Source organism: Acinetobacter sp. C32I, from assembly GCF_023702715.1.
GTDB lineage: Bacteria > Pseudomonadota > Gammaproteobacteria > Pseudomonadales > Moraxellaceae > Acinetobacter.
Genome location: NZ_CP098480.1, coordinates 3,305,863 through 3,324,482, shown reverse-complemented (window position 1 = coordinate 3,324,482; position 18,620 = coordinate 3,305,863). Strand labels below are relative to the sequence as shown.

Annotated in this window: 18 protein-coding genes; 10 read left to right on the top strand and 8 right to left on the bottom strand. The window is 43.0% G+C overall.

Annotated elements, in window-relative coordinates; translation table 11 throughout:
* The first annotated feature begins 27 nt into the window (after positions 1 to 27).
* The 4 genes from NDN13_RS15870 to gluQRS all read left to right on the top strand — a co-directional run bounded on the left by NDN13_RS15870 (position 28) and on the right by gluQRS (position 3,459).
* A complete protein-coding gene (locus tag NDN13_RS15870) occupies positions 28 to 639 on the top strand; it encodes an NUDIX domain-containing protein (protein WP_251116151.1) in 612 nt (203 codons plus the stop codon).
* 22 nt (positions 640 to 661) lie between these two features.
* Positions 662 to 1,477, top strand: coding sequence for a 3',5'-cyclic-AMP phosphodiesterase (cpdA, locus tag NDN13_RS15865; RefSeq protein ID WP_251116150.1), 816 nt, complete (start codon positions 662 to 664; stop codon positions 1,475 to 1,477).
* Positions 1,478 to 1,935: 458 nt separating this feature from the next.
* Positions 1,936 to 2,466 carry an RNA polymerase-binding protein DksA gene (dksA, locus tag NDN13_RS15860; RefSeq protein ID WP_004656335.1) on the top strand — a complete coding sequence of 177 codons (531 nt, stop codon included), beginning with the start codon at positions 1,936 to 1,938 and terminating at the stop codon, positions 2,464 to 2,466.
* Between the two features lie 129 nt (positions 2,467 to 2,595).
* Entirely contained in the window at positions 2,596 to 3,459 is an 864-nt protein-coding gene (gluQRS, locus tag NDN13_RS15855) for a tRNA glutamyl-Q(34) synthetase GluQRS (RefSeq protein ID WP_251116149.1), read from the top strand.
* A gap of 49 nt (positions 3,460 to 3,508) precedes the next feature.
* Here the strand turns inward: gluQRS and ftsW are convergent, their stop codons facing one another.
* The 5 genes from ftsW to NDN13_RS15830 all read right to left on the bottom strand — a co-directional run bounded on the left by ftsW (position 3,509) and on the right by NDN13_RS15830 (position 8,762).
* A complete protein-coding gene (ftsW, locus tag NDN13_RS15850) occupies positions 3,509 to 4,702 on the bottom strand; it encodes a putative lipid II flippase FtsW (protein WP_004656339.1) in 1,194 nt (397 codons plus the stop codon).
* 10 nt (positions 4,703 to 4,712) lie between these two features.
* On the bottom strand, positions 4,713 to 6,071 hold the full coding sequence (gene murD, locus NDN13_RS15845; RefSeq protein ID WP_251116148.1) for a UDP-N-acetylmuramoyl-L-alanine--D-glutamate ligase: 1,359 nt from the start codon (positions 6,069 to 6,071) through the stop codon (positions 4,713 to 4,715).
* A 316-nt stretch (positions 6,072 to 6,387) separates the two neighbouring features.
* Positions 6,388 to 6,639 (bottom strand): DUF6587 family protein, encoded by a 252-nt coding sequence (locus NDN13_RS15840; RefSeq protein WP_251116147.1) that lies wholly within the window; start codon positions 6,637 to 6,639, stop codon positions 6,388 to 6,390.
* A gap of 12 nt (positions 6,640 to 6,651) precedes the next feature.
* Complete coding sequence (feoB, locus tag NDN13_RS15835; protein WP_251116146.1) at positions 6,652 to 8,505, bottom strand: ferrous iron transporter B; 1,854 nt, start codon at positions 8,503 to 8,505, stop codon at positions 6,652 to 6,654.
* Entirely contained in the window at positions 8,502 to 8,762 is a 261-nt protein-coding gene (locus NDN13_RS15830) for a FeoA family protein (RefSeq protein ID WP_004656347.1), read from the bottom strand. The genes feoB and NDN13_RS15830 overlap by 4 nt, the downstream gene beginning before the upstream one ends.
* Positions 8,763 to 8,966: 204 nt before the next feature.
* Here NDN13_RS15830 and xerD point away from each other — a divergent pair, with 204 nt between their 5' ends.
* From xerD to thrC, 4 genes are all read left to right on the top strand, one after another.
* Positions 8,967 to 9,887, top strand: coding sequence for a site-specific tyrosine recombinase XerD (gene xerD, locus NDN13_RS15825; protein ID WP_251116145.1), 921 nt, complete (start codon positions 8,967 to 8,969; stop codon positions 9,885 to 9,887).
* 134 nt (positions 9,888 to 10,021) lie between these two features.
* Positions 10,022 to 10,837: a DsbC family protein gene (locus NDN13_RS15820; RefSeq protein ID WP_251116144.1), complete on the top strand. Its 816-nt coding sequence runs from the start codon at positions 10,022 to 10,024 to the stop codon at positions 10,835 to 10,837.
* 129 nt (positions 10,838 to 10,966) lie between these two features.
* Positions 10,967 to 12,268, top strand: coding sequence for a homoserine dehydrogenase (locus NDN13_RS15815; RefSeq protein ID WP_004773963.1), 1,302 nt, complete (start codon positions 10,967 to 10,969; stop codon positions 12,266 to 12,268).
* 58 nt (positions 12,269 to 12,326) lie between these two features.
* Positions 12,327 to 13,466: a threonine synthase gene (gene thrC, locus NDN13_RS15810; protein WP_016540808.1), complete on the top strand. Its 1,140-nt coding sequence runs from the start codon at positions 12,327 to 12,329 to the stop codon at positions 13,464 to 13,466.
* Positions 13,467 to 13,532: 66 nt separating this feature from the next.
* On the opposite strand, the gene NDN13_RS15805 is transcribed toward thrC, so the two are convergent.
* From NDN13_RS15805 to pbpG, 3 genes are all read right to left on the bottom strand, one after another.
* Complete coding sequence (locus NDN13_RS15805; RefSeq protein ID WP_251116143.1) at positions 13,533 to 14,315, bottom strand: hypothetical protein; 783 nt, start codon at positions 14,313 to 14,315, stop codon at positions 13,533 to 13,535.
* 19 nt (positions 14,316 to 14,334) lie between these two features.
* Entirely contained in the window at positions 14,335 to 14,955 is a 621-nt protein-coding gene (locus tag NDN13_RS15800) for a DUF6915 family protein (protein ID WP_251116142.1), read from the bottom strand.
* A 152-nt stretch (positions 14,956 to 15,107) separates the two neighbouring features.
* Positions 15,108 to 16,172 (bottom strand): D-alanyl-D-alanine endopeptidase PBP7/8, encoded by a 1,065-nt coding sequence (pbpG, locus tag NDN13_RS15795; protein ID WP_251116141.1) that lies wholly within the window; start codon positions 16,170 to 16,172, stop codon positions 15,108 to 15,110.
* Positions 16,173 to 16,382: 210 nt separating this feature from the next.
* Between pbpG and gacA the strand changes: the two genes are divergently transcribed.
* Positions 16,383 to 17,018, top strand: coding sequence for a response regulator transcription factor GacA (gene gacA / locus NDN13_RS15790; RefSeq protein ID WP_251116140.1), 636 nt, complete (start codon positions 16,383 to 16,385; stop codon positions 17,016 to 17,018).
* A gap of 17 nt (positions 17,019 to 17,035) precedes the next feature.
* Positions 17,036 to 18,601 carry a sensor histidine kinase gene (locus tag NDN13_RS15785; protein ID WP_251116139.1) on the top strand — a complete coding sequence of 522 codons (1,566 nt, stop codon included), beginning with the start codon at positions 17,036 to 17,038 and terminating at the stop codon, positions 18,599 to 18,601.
* The last annotated feature ends 19 nt before the right edge of the window (positions 18,602 to 18,620 follow it).

The window sequence follows — 18,620 nt, the reverse complement described above, 5'->3', positions numbered from 1 at the left end:
ATATGTACAATCTCATCCTGATTGAAGATGACTATTCTTGACCACGCCAGCTACTCAGCAACCGACGTTACGATAGAATCTCGAGAACCTCTATTTCGGGGATTCATTCAAGTTGAGAAAGTGAGCTTAAAACATCGGTTATTTCATCGAGAAGATTATTCACCTATAATTCAACGTGAATTGGTTCATCGGCCAGAAGCCGCTGGCGTTTTACTCTATAATGATCAACAACAACGCTTTGCACTGATTGAACAATTTCGTATTGGTGCACTGAATGATCCCGTTTCGCCATGGCAACTCGAAGTCATTGCGGGGGTACTTGATGGAGATGAATCTCCTGAACACTGTATCCGCCGTGAAAGCCTAGAAGAGTCTGGTTGCGAGATCACCACACTAAAACATTTATTTAGCTTCTACCCTTCTGCAGGCGCATGTTCTGAATTTTTTCATTTATATGTTGCAGAAGTTGATTTGCCAAAGGACGGGGGCATTTTTGGAATGCCAGATGAAGGCGAAAATATTCAACTTCATCTATTTGATTATTCCGCATTAGAAGCATTATTAAATAACGGGCGGTTGAGAAATGCACCTGTAATCATGGCATTACAGTGGCTGTCTCAACATATACAACAAAGATAAAAATCTGAAGGGGCTAAAGACGGTGACTTTCCAAGTCTCATCATTATCGCAACAAGATTTTGTGATGATACAGATTACCGATACACATTTGCTCGAGTATCCACATTTAGAATTTGTCGGGATGCAACCTGAGCAAAGTTTTCATGCTGTAATCGACTTGATGCGCCAGCAACATCCTCATATTGACCTTATTGTACACACGGGTGATTTGGCGCAATCGCCTACCCCGTTAACGTATCAACGTTATGTACAGCACATGCAAAGCTTGGGGATTCCTTTTTTTCATACCCCAGGCAATCATGATGATGCAACCCATTTCCCATTTCATGAGGCAGATCAGACTCAACCAACTGTGATTGAATTAGGTCAATGGTGCATTATCCTGCTCAACAGCGCACAGCCCAAGCGTATTGATGGCAAAATTGCTGAGGTACAATTACAACAACTCACTCAGTTGCTCACAACACTACACGATCGTCATGTGATTATTGCCTGCCATCACCACCCTTTTGCCATGCAATCGGCTTGGATTGATCAGCACAAACTCAAAAACTCTTCTGATCTGCTGGAAACGATTCAACCCTTTTCCAATGTCAAAGCCATTGTCTGTGGTCATGTGCATCAGGATTCAATCAATACATGGCAAGGGGTCGAGTTTTTATCCACCCCGTCAACCTGTATCCAGTTCAAGCCCAAGAGCGATAAATTCGCGCTGGATGAAGAACATCCAGGCTATCGTTTTATTCGCCTCAAAGCCAATGGCGAACTGGAAACGCAGGTCTATCGCTTACCCACTTCACAGCGAATGAATAGTTCTGAAGTTCTGGGATATGATTAGGGACTGCTGACATTTCACAGATGCTTGTGGCAGAGGATATTTTTTAGATGGTACAAGGCAGGTTTTGTGAAACTTAGTCATTCTCAATAAACAAAACCTAACATCGTAGCGGCAAAAAATCTCCCTGCCCCGCAGGGTTATGGCTAAAACATCCCTAAACTGCGTTATAAAACTTGACAAGGGAATCGCCATTGTCTGCATTTCATGCCTTGTTTATGTCGTTTTAGCCTATAACACAATGCATGGCTGAAATAGCAGCAGTTCCTAAAACTTTTGATTACAAATTACATTGTCGATTTGACACAAAATCTGGACGGGAATGACTACCATCTTGCTCAAAAACTCTATATGATGTCGACCCTTGATGGGAAAAACCATCTCAGGTTTCTATAAAAACACTTGCATATCACCATATTTTTTGCGTATAGATAGTACGTGTAAGATGAGGAATGCCCTATATGGCGAATGACAACCAAAATCAAGTCTTGGACGAACCGACAGAAGTGATTGATGATCTGAAATCGGCGAAACGTGTACGTAAAACCAAACCGAAGGCTTCAGAAGGTGGTACAACTGCTAGTCTGTTTGGAATTGCGCCTTATCAGCCGAAGAAAAATGAAGAATACATGTCTGAAGGACAACTTGAGCATTTCCGCCAAATTTTAAATGCATGGAAAGCTGAGTTAATGTCTGAAGTTGATCGTACTTTAAATACGATGCAAGACGAGTCTAGTGCACTTCCTGACGTCAATGACCGCGCGACGCAAGAAGAAGAATTTGCAATTGAGCTACGCACACGTGACCGTGAACGCAAGCTCATTCGTAAAATCGAACAATCGATTGAAGCCATTCAAAACGAAGACTATGGTTTCTGTGAAACCTGTGGTATCGAAATTGGCTTACGTCGTTTAGAAGCTCGCCCAACAGCGACCTTATGTATCGACTGCAAAACTTTGGCTGAAATCAAAGAAAAGCAAAATAACGGTTAATAATCCCTCCCAACCTCCCTTTTAAAAGGGAGAAGTACTGCGAATTTAGAAATTTATAATATTCGGGTATTCCCCTCCTTTATAAAGGAGGGGTTGGGGAGGATTAAAACACACGACCATTTAATTTGTATGTCTTATATCGGACGATTTGCGCCATCGCCAACCGGCCCCTTGCATTTTGGCTCCCTGCTCACCGCAGTTGCCAGTTATTGTGATGCCAAGGCCAATCAAGGCAAATGGCTGGTTCGGATTGAAGATACCGATATCCCCCGTATTTATCCCAATAGCGAAGCACAAATTCTCTCTTGCATTGATGCCTTTCAATTTGAACCCGATGCAGAGATTATTTTTCAAAAAGATCGTTTCGATATCTATGAGCGGGTGCTTGAACAACTCAAGCAATTCAATGCGATTTATGCCTGCCAATGTACCCGTAAAATGCTGGGTTCCAATCATATCTATGCAGGAACCTGCCGCGATTTAAATTTAGCGTTTGCTGATCAAGCGATACGCCTAAAAGTCACGGATCAACTCATTTGCTTTGACGATCGCTTACAAGGTCGACAATGTTCTAACTTACAGCATGATCTGGGTGATTTTGTATTAAAGCGTCGTGATGGCATTATCAGCTATCAATTAGCGGTGGTGGTCGATGATTATCTGCAAGGGATTAGCCATGTCGTCCGCGGTGCAGACTTACTTGATAACACTGCCCGACAAATCTGGTTAAGCGCTTTGCTGGGTTATCCAAGTTTAAGCTATATGCATTTACCACTTGCCATGAACGATCAAGGGCAAAAACTGTCTAAACAGAATCTGGCACAAGCATTGGATATCACTCAAGCCCCCAAACTATTACAGCAAGCGATTTTGGCTTTAGGCCAACCTGCGGTGGAACTGGATCAACCCCGTATTATGTTGCAACAAGCGGTGCAACAATGGGATGTCAATCTGATTCCTAAAGGCGAGCATTTAACCGGAATCTATACATAAACAATAAAAAGCCCTGCTTAACGACAGGGCTTTTTATTGTTTATGTATGCTAGAAATTAGACTCTTCTTTTACAGGATTCAACTCTTGGGTTGACGCATCAATTTTTAGAATCAAGCTAATCATCGCCGCACACATCATGAGTGAAGTACCTCCATAACTAATAAACGGTAAGGTCAAACCTTTGGTTGGCATTAAGCCCATGTTCATACCCGCATTGACCAAAATCTGCATCAGGAAGATGATACTAATCCCATAGGCCAAATAACCTGCGCGTAAGTAATTATGCTGCAAGGCACGGTGACCAATACGGATACAACATGCCAGCATGGTAAACGACAGCATCATCACGATCGACACGCCAAAGAAACCAAATTCTTCACCTAACACCGCCAACATAAAGTCGGTATGTGCTTCAGGTAGATATGAGAGTTTCTGTACACTGTGACCCAAGCCCGTCCCAAACCACTCACCACGACCAAAGGCCATCAAGGCATTGGAGAGCTGATAACCCACACCCAAGGGATCTGCCCAAGGGTTGGTAAACGAGATCAGACGCTGAAAACGGAACGGTTCGAAAATAATTAATGCACTGACACCCGCAAAGATCGCCCCCAGCATGATCAAGAACTGCGTTGCAGGTGCACCCGCCAAGAAGAATACACCCACCATCATCAAGACAATCACGACTGTTGCACCCAAGTCAGGCTCAGCGACGATGAAGCCAACTGTTAAAGCCATCACACCACTTAAGCGCAATAAGCCTTTCCAGTGGGTACGCACTTCTTTGGCACGACGCACCACATAGTCAGCGGTGAAAATCGCCATCACAATTTTGGCAATCTCGGTTGGCTGTAAGGTAAAGCCACCAACCTTAATCCAGCGATGCGCACCATTCACTTCAGAGCCCACCACCAACACGGCTAACAACAGCACAATAGTGATTAGCCATAAAGGAAAGGCATTTTTAAACCACAGATTTAATGATACCCGATAGGTCAGAAACGCCACCACCGCAGCCACAACAATTGAAATGCCATGACGAATCAAGAAATAAAATGGGCTTTCGTGAATATATTCCGCATAAGGCATTGAGGCTGATGCCACCATCACCGAACCGAAACACAGTAATGCAATCACACAAAAGATCAGAATATTTCGTGCCGTCATTTCTGCAGGCAACTTCGGCAAACGATTCAGCAATTGCGAAATCTTTTGCACCGTATTTTGGGCTAAATCCGCCATAGTTCTGTTCCTAGTTGTTCTCGTCATTCAAGGCATTTACACATGCCACGAATTGCTGTCCACGGTCATTGTAGCTTTTAAACATATCAAAGCTTGCACATGCAGGTGAGAGTAAGACCACATCTTCAGCTTGCGTATTTTTCTGTGCCAATCGCACCGCTTCTTCTAAGCTCTGTGCATGTTGGATCACACTGCTGCCTTGAATCGCTTGTTCGATGACTGCTGCATCTTCACCAATCAAAATCACCGATTTCACATATTTCTGAATCGCATCACGTAATGGCTTAAAGTCCTGACCTTTGCCTTGACCACCGAGAATCAAAGCCAGCTTACCTTGGTTAACTTCAATTGCAGCCCCTAAGCCATCAATCGCGGCAAGGGTTGCACCGACATTGGTGCCTTTGGAATCATTGTAATAACGCACACCATCAATACTTTGTACATACTCGCAACGATGTTCCAAGCCTTTAAAATGCTTTAAAGTCTCTAGCATAGATGTCGTTGGCAAACCAATCGCCTCACCCAATGCCAAACACGCCAAAGCATTGGCAACGTTATGCATACCTTGAATATACATTTCAGAAGTTTTCAGCAGGCGCTCACGACCACGCGCTAACCACATGGTGCCATCTGCATCACGTAGCACGCCATATTGATTTAAATCTGGTGCATTCAAACCAAAGCTTTGTATCGGCGTAACATCAGGAACCAAAGGACGGCTCAGATTGTCATCACGGTTATACACCACTTTTTTCACGCCTTGGAAAATACGGTGTTTGGCTTTGTGATAACCCAGCATATCGCCATGACGATCTAAATGATCTTCACTCATGTTCAGCACCACAGCCACCTCTGCATTCAGATGTGACGTAGTTTCAAGTTGAAAGCTTGAAAGTTCAAGAATCAGCAGTTCAGGTTTATCTTTGAGTAAATCCAAAGCAGGACGCCCAAGATTGCCTCCAACTGCAACCTTCTTACCCGCATCTTGTGCCATTAAGCCAATCAAGGTGGTGACCGTGCTTTTTGCATTTGAGCCTGTAATCGCAACAATAGGGGCTTCTGTGGCACGGCGCAGCAATTGAATATCACCCACAACTGGAATACCTTTTTCAATCGCTTGCTGAATTTCTGGTAGTTGCGGTGCAAGTCCTGGGCTGAGAATAATTTCTTCTGCCTGTAACAGCAGTTCTGTATCTAATTGACCAAAACTGGTCCGCACAGCTGCGGGAATTTGATCATGTCCTGGAGGGGTTGCTCGAGAGTCTGTTACTGCAACTTGGTAGCCTTGTTCATGTAGAAAGTTGACTGCTGATACCCCCGAAATACCTAAGCCAGCCACAACTTTTAATCCACCGCGTTGTATTAACATTTTTGCCCCATTTTTTGCAGATTACAGAATGGCAAAAATGTTAGCACTTTACTGTTTTAAATGCTTTTTCAGTTTTGGTTTTATTCAATCTTTTTTGTGTCAGTGCGTAAAAGCTTAATCAGGCATCGCACAGCTGATCAGCAACAAAATCTAGATCCCCACACCTAGCCAATCCACAGTTTTAACTGCATAAAACCCAATAGAATCAATTCATGTTTTAAGCTTAATGATCTCTTCTCACTCATATCCGTCTGATTTATTTTTTTCTTTTCCAAAAAAATTGCCCATCTTAAGATGGGCAATTTTAAGATTGCGCTTAACGCCATTTCACGGTTTGAATGGTTTCTGGCTTTTTCGTTTCAGCCTCATCAGTTGAGCAACCACAATTTCCGCCACAACCAGCTGCCATTTTCGGTTTCAACCACGCCGCCAAACGTTGCCAACCTAAACGCTGACAAAGATTGGACAGACTCAGAAATGCTGAACTTGCTGTTTGAGGGAATACCTTCTTAAACACTACAACAGCACTCCACAGCACCAATACAGCAACAATCAAGTACTCAAACATAAGCTACTCCTTTTACCCCCAAATGCGCGATGCAATTTGGTAGGTGAAGAACGACATTAAATAAGCCAAACCAAACAGATAAACCGTCATGACTGCCACATGTTTCCATGAACCCGTTTCACGACGTACTGTTGCCAAGGTTGCCAAACAATGCGGCGCATAGATAAACCAGACCAATAATGACAAACCAGTTGCCAATGACCAACCTGTTCCATCTGCACTAATCAGATGTGATAAGCCCTGTGCAATCGCATCATCATCTGCACCCGATAAAGCATAGACTGTACCTAAAGCAGCAACCACAACTTCACGCGCTGCCATTGCAGGAATAAGCGCAACTACAATCTGCCAGTTAAAGCCTACTGGTGCAAAAATTGGTTGCAGCAAATGTCCTAACATCCCAGCAAAGCTGTAATCGATATCAGGTAAGGTTGCCCCTTCTGGCGCTTGTGGGAAGGTACACAAGAACCAAAGTAAAATGGACAGGGCAAAGATAATGCCACCGACACGCTTTAAGAAGATTTTACCGCGATCTAACAAACCAATCCCAACGCTTCTCAGATCAGGAATACGGTAACTCGGTAGCTCAAGTAATAAGGCGTGTTGTGATTTATCTTTTTGCAGAAACTTCATCACAATCGAAACACAGAGTGCGCTGACAATGCCTGACATGTACAAACCAAACAGCACTAAACCTTGTAAGTTGAAAATGCCCCATACCGTTTGACTTGGAATAAAGGCCGCAATCAATAAAGCGTATACAGGTAAACGCGCCGAACAGGTCATCAATGGCGCAACCATAATCGTGGTAAAACGATCACGTGGGTCACTGATACTACGCGTCGCCATGATCCCAGGCACTGCACATGCAAAGCTCGACAGCAAAGGAATAAAGGCACGTCCACTGAGACCCGCTTTAAACATGAGCTTATCCAGCAAGAACGCTGCACGCGGTAAATAACCTGATTCTTCTAACACCAAAATAAAGAAGAATAAAATCAAAATCTGTGGCAAGAACACCACCACACTACCCGCACCTGCAATAATCCCATCGACTACTAAACTATGCAGTAAAGGCTGCGAGATATACTCGCCAAGCTTCTCACCAAACCATGCAAAGAAAGTTTCAATCCCATCCATAAATGGTGCAGCCCAAGCAAATACGGCTTGGAATACAATGAACATCATGATTGCAAGGCTAAGTAAGCCAAGTACTGGATGTAAGAAAATCTTGTCAAGGAAATCAGTACGTTTATCTTCCTGATCAACAAAGTTCACTACATCTTTGAAAATTACTTCAATTTTCTGGTGATGATCCCCTTTCAAGCCACTCAGTTCTGTTTGTGGAATTGAATACTTGTCTTGATCAAGTGCATGCAGTAGGTTTTCAATGCCTGAATTGCGTACCGCAACCGTTTCAACCACAGGTACACCCAAACGCTCAGAAAGCTTTTGCGTGTTGATCTGGATACCACGGCGACGTGCTTCATCCATCATGTTCAACACCACAAGGATTGGACGACCCAACTCAATAATTTCCAGCACCAATCCAAGATGTAGCTTTAAGTTGGTTGCATCGACCACGCACAAGAAGGCATCTTGTTGCCCTTCTTCCGCAATTTTGCCTTGGCACACATCACGGGTAATTTCTTCGTCTGGGCTGGTTGCCTGTAAACTATAAGTTCCTGGTAAATCCAAGACACGAACCGCTTTCCCAGAAGGTAGCTGAAAATGCCCAACCTTACGTTCAACCGTCACACCCGCATAGTTGGCAACTTTTTGGCGTGTACCAGTTAAATGGTTAAATAAAGATGTCTTACCACAGTTTGGATTTCCCACAAGGGCAACACGTAACGCATCACTCATGCAGGTGCTCCTTCAAGTTGAATTTCAATTTTATCCGCTTCCGCTTTTCGTAACGCAAAACGCGTAAAACCGAGCTGGATTAGAATCGGATCTCCACCAAAGATGCCTTTGGTAATCACCTGTACTTGTGTCCCTGGCACAAAGCCTAAACTTTCTAAACGAACTGCAACTAAATCTGGCTGTTCTGTCTCATCGACCACGCGATTTACTTTCGTAATCATCGCTGTTTGCTTGACTTTTAATGCTGACAATCGCACCGCTTCTAACCCTTAACCCTTTTTTAATAGTATACAAGCAAATGAGAATAATTACCAAAACCAATCTCAGTGGCATTTGCTTCTGTGACAGATCGACAACAATTCATTTTTCTTTTACAGTGCAATTCAACTAAACATAAATCAGGGCAGCGTTCTCCCTAAAATACCCGCCCCTCTTTCACTGAGAAATATGTTCAACACCTTATGCTAAATAAAAAGCCTCGTATTCCTGCAGCGGTTAACATCCCAGAACATTTGAGTTTTTTACAGGGTTTTCGCGATTATCTGGTGGCTCAAACCGTGAGCCCACATACCCGTAACGCCTATTTATCTGACCTGATTCAATGTGCTGAGTTACATCAGACAGCAGCCTTACCCCAATGGTCCAGTGACGACATTGCTGATACCTTGATTGCATTGACAAAAGCAGGCAAAAGTCCGCGTTCGATTGCACGTTGTCTCTCTGCTTTAAGACAGTTTTATAAGTTTTTAAGAGAACAAAAGTTACGGGACGATAATCCTGTTGCCACCCACCACTCCCCTAAAATTGGACGCGCCTTACCCAAGGATTTATCTGAACAAGATGTCGAGGCCTTAATCAACGCGCCTGACATCAACACGGCATTAGGCCTACGTGACCGTGCCATGTTTGAAGTCCTGTACGCCTGTGGTTTACGTGTTTCAGAATTACTGAATTTACGTTTAGAACTGATCAATTTAAAGCAGGGCTTTGTGCGGATCACGGGTAAGGGCAATAAAGAGCGTCTGGTCCCGCTAGGGCAATTTGCCTGTGACTGGATCGAAAGATATTTAGTTGAGTCCCGCCCCCAATTGTATAAAAGCAGCACGGATTATCTGTTTCTCACGCAACATGGTGGCATCATGAGTCGACAAAATTTCTGGTACGCGATTAAACGCTACGCACTACAAGCCAATATTCAAGCCGAACTTTCCCCTCATACCCTACGCCATGCTTTTGCGACCCATTTACTCAACCACGGCGCAGACTTACGCGTAGTCCAGATGCTACTTGGGCACAGTGACCTTTCCACCACACAAATTTACACCCATGTCGCGCAACATCGTATGCAGGAATTGCATGGCAAATACCATCCACGAGGCTAAAACCACCTTTTATCTTGGATTCAGCCAAAACTTGATGCTGTTCACAGAGCCTATGCAAGATTTAACGAAGTGATTCATTTTTTTTGTTATGCTAGGGCCCTTATACAAATGAATTCGTACAAAAAAGGTTCTATATGTTGTTTACTCGGTCTCAGCTTGTAATTGCTTGTACATTAGCATCAACATTATTAGTCAGTGCTTGCTCAAAAGAAAACTCAGCACAAAAACAAGATGCACTCACAGCAAGTGCACCTGCGACAGGTGAAGCATCAACCTTAAATGAACGCAATGCACAACAGCGTTTAGTCTCTACTTTAGAAAAGAATTTCAAAACGGCCAATATCAACGCAAAAATTCTTGCGGTTAAGAAGACCGAAGTGCCTAATCTGTATTGGATAAGTCTGGAAGGGATGGGATCGGTCTATGCCACCGCTGACGGTCAGTACATTATTCAAGGCGATGTGGTGCGTTTAGGTGATAAGCAATTACATAATGTCAGCGATGCCTTACAAGCAACAGAAAATAAAAAGCATTTAGCCGCGCTTAAAACTGAAGATTTAATTGTTTATCCTGCACAGGGTGGCAAAGCCAAACATGTGATCTATGTATTTACTGATTCAAGCTGCCCTTATTGCCATAAACTACATGAACATCTTGCTGAAATTAATGCCAAAGGGATTGAAGTTCGTTACATCGCCTGGCCACGTGGCGAACAGTTTATGCCAACCATGCAAGCGATTTGGTGTAGTGAAGACCGTAAAGCTGCCTTCGATCAAGCAGCCAAAGGCTTACCTGTCTCTGCTGCTGAATGTAAGAATCCTGTTCGTGACCAGTATCAGCTGGGTTTAAATATGGGCGTGAATGGTACACCAGCGATTTATAACGTCGATGGCGAATATTTAGGGGGTTATATGACGCCTGAAGAAATCGCGCAACGCTTAAACAAATAAGTTCAAACCACCCCATACATTCGCAAAGACTCGGGCGACAGATTAAAGATGATCTTAGCCCTAGTGTCTGCGCATTTTTTTAGCTATGATCAAGCTTCATTAAAATGATTGAATATAATGGAGTGTGACGTGAAACCAGTTCGTCTGGCGATACTCGGTCTTGGTACTGTAGGTGGTGGAGCCCTTAAATTACTACAAGAAAATGCTGCGGAAATTAAACGCCGTACCGGTCGAGAAATTCAAATTACACACGTAGGCACACGCCGTCCACGTCCAGATTTACAACTCGAAGGCATTAAACAAAGCGATGACTTGATGGAAATCGTACGTCAACCTGATGTTGATGTTGTGGTTGAAGTTATGGGCGGTATTCATCCTGCCTATGAAGTCATCATGGAAGCCATCAAACATGGTAAACAAGTCGTAACAGCAAACAAAGCTTTACTGGCTGAACATGGCAATGAGCTGTTCAAAGCAGCAGAAGACAATGCCGTTCAGATTGCTTATGAAGCAGCTGTTGCAGGTGGTATCCCAATCATTAAAGTGATCCGTGAAGGTCTTGCTGCGAACCATATCGAATGGCTTGCAGGCATCATTAATGGTACCGGTAACTTCATTCTGACTGAAATGCGTGAAAAAGGCCGTGCCTTTGAAGATGTTTTAAAAGAAGCGCAAGAACTTGGTTACGCTGAAGCTGATCCAACCTTTGATGTTGAAGGCATTGATGCTGCACATAAGCTCACGATTTTGGCCTCATGTGCTTTTGGTATCCCATTGCAGTTCAATAAGGTCTATACCGAAGGCATTAGTAAAATCACTGCGCAAGATGTGAAATATGCAGAAGAACTTGGTTTCCGTATCAAGCACTTAGGTATTGCACGTCGTGCAGACAAAGGCATTGAGTTACGTGTACATCCAACTTTAATTCCTGCTGAAGAATTGATTGCTAACGTCAATGGCGTGAAGAATGCAGTCTTGGTACAAGCCAATGCAGTTGGCCCTACTTTATATTACGGCGCAGGCGCAGGCGCAGGCCCAACCGCTTCTGCGGTGGTTGCTGACGTGATTGATATCGTCCGTGATATTTCATATACCGAAGACGGCGCAGGGACCATTCCTCAGCTTGCATTTGAAGCATTGACCAATGTACCAATCTTGAGTCGTGAAGAAATGACCACAGGTTATTACATCCGTCTCAATGCTGAAGACCAGACTGGTGTATTGGCTGATGTCACCACGATCCTCAGCCGTGCAGGCATTAGTATTGATGCCATCATGCAGCAATCACGCTTAAAAGACTTGATTCCTATCGTGATTTTAACAGATCCGATTGTTGAATCAAAAATGGATGAAGCGCTTGCACAAATTCAAGCATTACCTGCAATTCGTGGCGAAATCGTAAGAATTCGTTTAGAATCGCTCGATAGTTAATCAGGTTGAGGGAAAATGACTTCCCTCACCCCGCTCTACCTCATATTGGAACACCATCATGTCGAATGCCAATCGTTATACTGGTCTTGTAGATCGTTATCGTGACCGTTTACCTGTGTCTGCAACTACACGTGCAATTTCTTTAGGTGAAGGTAATACTCCACTGATTAAATTAGAGAACATTCCACGTCTTATTGGCAAAAACGTAGAAATTTATGTGAAATACGAAGGTCTGAATCCAACAGGTTCATTTAAAGACCGTGGTATGACGATGGCGGTGACCAAGGCAGTTGAAGAAGGCTCTAAAGCGATTATCTGTGCCTCTACAGGTAATACTTCTGCGGCTGCAGCAGCATATGCAGCACGTGCAGGCATCAAAGCATTCGTCTTGATCCCAGAAGGCAAAATTGCCATGGGTAAAATGGCGCAGGCAATGATGTACGGTGCGATCACTATGCAAATCCGTGGTAACTTTGATGACGGTATGCGTTTAGTCAAAGAAGTTGCAGATCAAGCACCAGTAACGATTGTAAACTCAATCAACCCATACCGTCTGCAAGGTCAAAAAACCATTGCTTATGAAATCGTAGAAGCATTAGGCCGTGCTCCTGATTATCACTGCTTACCTGTCGGTAATGCGGGTAACATCACAGCACACTGGATGGGTTATACCGAAGCGGTTGCTAACCAACCTGCGGATCAGTTTGAGCAAGTGATTTATGATGCGGCTACTGATCAATTTACTGGCCCTAAACCAGAAGGTTTACCAACCATGGTTGGTTACCAAGCATCTGGTGCTGCGCCATTCTTACGTGGTGCGCCAGTAGAGAACCCAGAAACAGTTGCAACAGCGATTCGTATTGGTAATCCACAAAGCTGGAACCATGCTAAAGCAGTGGTACGTGATTCTAAAGGTTGGTTCGACGAACTGACTGATGCTGAAATTCTAGAAGCACAACGTTTGCTTTCAATGTATGAAGGTGTCTTTGTTGAACCTGCGTCAGCAGCATCTATTGGTGGTGCGATCCGTGACCTTAAAGCCGGTAAGATTGCGGAAGGTTCTGTGATTGTATGTACTGTTACAGGCAATGGCTTAAAAGATCCTGACACTGCAATCAAACAATGTGCTGATGCCGTGATGTTGTCGATTGATGCGACCATGGATCAAGTGAAAGATTCGATTCTTTCAAATATGTAAGCATACCTACTGAAATAAAAAAACCAGTTGCCTGCAACTGGTTTTTTTATGGGCTCAATTCAGGCCTTATTCGTCTTCATATTCATAGTCTTCATCATAGCTGTATTGTTTGGCTAGCTTTTTCTCAAGTGTCTGGATTTCTTCTAGTCCAATTTCCTTAATCTCAAATAAAGGCTGCTTTAACAGAGGATTGACTGCATATAAGGCGGCATCTTGCCATGCATCAATCACCAGACTTTGCTTAGTCTCGTCATAGCTTAAACCTGACTCGCTTGCAATGAGCGCTTGTAACAATACAGGCTGTGCAGAAAGTACTTCGAGTGAACCTTTTAATTCAATCGCTGCATAATCATAATCTGCAAAAATATATTCAACTTTATTTTTTAACTCATCAGGATTCTCTGAATAAACAAGCCCTGCAAAACATTCATCATGCTCTTCCACCCACTGCTGTTTTTTCACTGACCATAGGCCATAAAATTTCACATCATGTTCAAACTGTACCAGTTGAAATTTTTGCATTCCTGCCAATTGAATAAATTCAAAGGTATCTTCATCGCTTAAGCATTCAGGTAACACATCATCTGAAATATCCCCATCTTCACAGACATGCTCCCCACAACGAGAAAAGACAAAATCATCCAGTTGTTTTAGCAATACTTCATCTGCATCAAACAGGGATTCCACTTCATACAGGGCAAAATCTCTCGCCCCATCAATTTCAAGCTTTTTATATGCAGCTTCGGCTTGGACTTTATCCTCAAAAACATTGGCAATACGATTGCCTGCCACATAAAAGACTTCATCGTTATAACCAAAGTATTTGGCACGAATTACGTAAGTCGTCATGGTGTTCCCCTTAATTCATTTATGATTGAGTTGTTTGTTTTATTTGATGTAATGCTTGCGCACTTGCAGGAATTGCCATGCCATTATCCATCCATAATTCAAAATGCATGGCATTAAAAAAATCAGCGGGGCTATACACAATATTATCCAGTTTCGGCTGTTGCTCAATCCTTGGCAAAATATCGTAGATAAACCAACTGTTATGGGTGAGCAACAGCGAATGCAATTTTCCTGTTAGTGCTAAAGGCGATAACATTAATTGTGAAAGTATTTTGTCCTGCACATAATCATGATGTAATTGTTCTAAATGCTGTTCAAAGTTCTTAGGCAATTGTCTTACATCTATCGCATTTACAAAGTCATTGAGTGTCGGAATAAAACGCTGTTGATAATCCACCAATAAATGATCACGTTCACACAAATCTTTAATATCAATCGATTTGCCCGCACTATTTTGAATGCTATGCCCAAATACAGGAACCACAACCGAATTTATGCCCCACAAGGTATGTAGAATTCGGTGTCGCGCATCACTACATAGACTTTTAGTACTGTCTATAAACGCATGTAGTTCATAGTAGTCTTCAGGTTTCCCGCCCCAGCGTTTTGCAGAAATCCGTGCGTGTTGCATCGCATTCATAACGGTATGTCATCATTTTTTGTTGTATGCTCACCTTAGCTGATTTCGGCTCAAAAAACGAACTTAATTTATTGAAATAAGACAAGTTGTGTCGCATTATTTAGGCATAAAAAAACTCCCCATAAAGAGGAGTTTTTTAACATCAAAATAGATTAAACGCGTTTTGGCAAAGTGCTTAACCAGCTTAATAAATTCGTTGCATCGCTATTGCGTGCTTGCGAGCTTGGTGCACCCAATAACACCACAACCGCTGGGCGTGAATTCACCGTGGTATGCATTACCACACAACGACCTGCTTCATTGATATAACCTGTTTTTGACAAATTAATGTTCCAACCACCATTACGTACCAGTGCATTGGTATTATTAGATTTCAGCACACGGTAACCTAAATTGAAGTCATAGGTTGGTGTAGTTGAAAATTGACGAATCAAGCCATATTGCGACGCAGTACTCACCAGAATACCTAAATCACGTGCAGATGAGACATTGTGCGGATCTAAACCAGTAGATTCAGCATAACGTGTAGACGTCATACCCAATTGCCTCGCTTTTGCATTCATTGCCGCAATAAAGGCAGAACGACCACCTGGATAAGTACGCGCTAAAGCTGCAGCAGCTGGATTCTCAGACTTCATCAAAGCAAACAAGAGCGCTTCTGCACGATTCATAGTATCGCCTGCGCGTAAGGTTGAACTTGAGTTCTTGCCGCCCGCACCTGCGAAATCAATCGACTCCAAAGTAATCTGTTCTGACATGTTTAAACGTGCATCAGCCGTTACCACTGCAGTCATCAATTTGGTAATCGACGCGATTGGAACAGACATGTTGCTGTTTTTGCTGTACAGCACCTCACCTGTTTGTGCATCCATCACCAACGCAGCGCGTGCATTGACTGAAGGCTGACTGCTATACCCAAAGGTATCGCGAATCTGTGTCGACGACTGTGGCGCCGTTGAAGATGTAATTGTGGCTGAACCGCCATTACGCAATGTTGTGGTAACAGAGGTTGAACCTTGCGGGCTAATTTCTACTGGATCATCATCTTCCATAAACTGACTTGCATCACTTGCAGACCAATTCATCGAAGCTGAACCGCTCACACGCGAAGAAGCTGGATTGTTATTCACAACCAGTTCAGCAAAACTTGTTGAACTCCAGGCCAACAAGATAGACATGCTTAAAACATGCATGATAGATTTTTTAGAATTTTTCACGACACAATACTCAACTCAGGACGCTGCACATTTGCGCTTAATACCATTATGCCTTACATTTGAACAAATCGGGTAAAGCTTTTATAGACACAATTGTGTACAACTATTCGCTAAAAACGAAGAATAGGATTGCTAATTTTGTCGTTTCATTGCAAGCTAATTTTGCTTTATGTAACAAAAAACCAGTTTTTTTGAAAAAAGGAGGTCTTCTTGATCACTGTTCTCGTTGTTGATGATCATGAACTCGTGCGCACAGGGATTTGTCGTATGTTGGAAGACCACCCCGATGTAGACGTCATTGGACAAGCTGAATCGGGTGAAGAAGCAATTGCTTTGGTCCGTCAAAAACACCCGCAAGTGGTGTTGTTGGATGTGAATATGCCAGGCATTGGTGGCGTTGAAACCACTCGCCGCTTATTACAAAGCGTCCCTGAAACCAAAGTCATTGCGGTCAGTGGTCTTGCTGAAGAGCCTTATCCCTCACTGTTATTAAAAGCAGGGGCCAAAGGCTACATCACCAAAGGTGCGCCGATTGCAGAAATGGTCCGTGCCATTAATAAAGTCATGCAAGGTGGTAAATATTTTAGTGCTGATATTGCCGAGCAATTGGCCAGTTCCTATCTTTCGGATACTCAGCAATCGCCATTTGATGCCTTGTCAGAGCGGGAGATGCAAGTGGCCATGATGGTGGTGAATTGTATTAGTGCCCAAGAAATCGCAGATAAATTGTTTGTTAGCGTGAAGACGGTCAACACCTATCGTTATCGTATCTTTGAAAAGCTGGCCATTGATAGCGATGTCAAACTCACCCATCTTGCGATTCGCTATGGACTCATTAAACCTTAAAATAACAGTAAGCGCCTATGTTAGGGAAAATTGCGTCGTCTGTTTCACAGACGGTCTATCGGCTTGGGGTGTGGTATAGCGGCTATCGACTGATCATTTCGATTAGCCTGCTATTAATTTATTTACTGACAGCTGAACAACTTGCCAATAACTATATTTATCCCTTTCTCTATTTTTATACACTGATTTGCTATATCGCATTCAACATTTTTCAGCTTGCTTTGCTACAACTTGTTCCAATACAAATCTCCAAGCAGCTGATTTTTATCTTTATTATTGATGTTATTTGTCTCAGTTTAATTACCTTCTCTGCCGGTGGTCCAAATCTGCAGCTCAGCTTGCTGTATGTGATTATTATTTTCTCCTCAGCAATTTTATTAAACGCACATCTTTCGCTGATCATTACGTTATTTGCAGTCATCATGGTGGTTTACCAACGCTTTTTGGGTAACTTCTTTGATGTCAATAATTTAACCCATCTTGGCAATAGTGTTTTTCTAGCCTTTCTGTTTTTCGTAGTACATGCGATTGGCCGTATTGCGGTGCAGCGTTTTAAGATTCTAGAAACCTTAACCTTTCATCAATCAATTGAAATTCATCAACTGCAAAATATTAACCGCTATATTCTCGAACAAATTGAGGATGGCTATTTGGTACTGGATGAAAGCAATCATATTGTCTTAACCAATCCTGCCGCCAATACGTTGTTAGGTATTCATTTAGCTGTTTCTCTAGAAAAAACACCACTGATTAAGTTACAGCCCGATCTATTTGAGCTGATCCAATTCAGTAATCTGGAAGATGGTGAAGAATTCAGTTTTGAATCGCAACAAAGTCCTTACACCATCAATGTTCGGGTTAAACACTTGATTGTGCCTGAACAAGCGTTGGTGTTACTGATTTTAAAAGATGCACAGAAGCTGACCCAACAAGTTCAGCAACTGAAGCTCGCAGCCTTGGGGCAGCTTTCAGCCAGTATTGCCCATGAAATTCGCAATCCACTGGCTGCCATTGTACAGGCCAATGAATTATTAAAAGACAGCGATGCACATCAATTGAATATGCTGTCACGCATGATCAGCAAACAAGCCAAACGCATTGACAACATCGTTGAAGACACCTTAGCCATGGCAAGGAATAAGCCAACAGAGCCACAAATCATTGAGCTGAATCCTTTCTTTGAAAGCCTGCTCAATGAAGACCTCTCCGATGCGAAACAACGTATTCAGCTGAGTCAGACCGAACAGCTCAATATCCTGTTTGACGAAAAACAATTGCGCCAAGTGCTGATTAACTTAATTCGAAATGCACTGCGCCATAATGCGACCGATGCACCCTTTATTGAAGTCAATGTGCAGCTCAAAGATGGACGAACCTGCATTGATGTCATCGATTTTGGGACGGGTGTCTCAAAACGAGATATTTCTCAGCTGTTCAAACCATTTTTTAGTACCGAAATTAAAGGAACTGGTTTAGGATTGTACCTGTCTCATAGCTTTTGTGAGGCAAATCATGCAAAGCTCACCTATATAGAGCGACAACAAGGAGCATGCTTCAGGATTGAATGCTCAAAAATTCATTGATTAAATTAGGTTTTTCGGG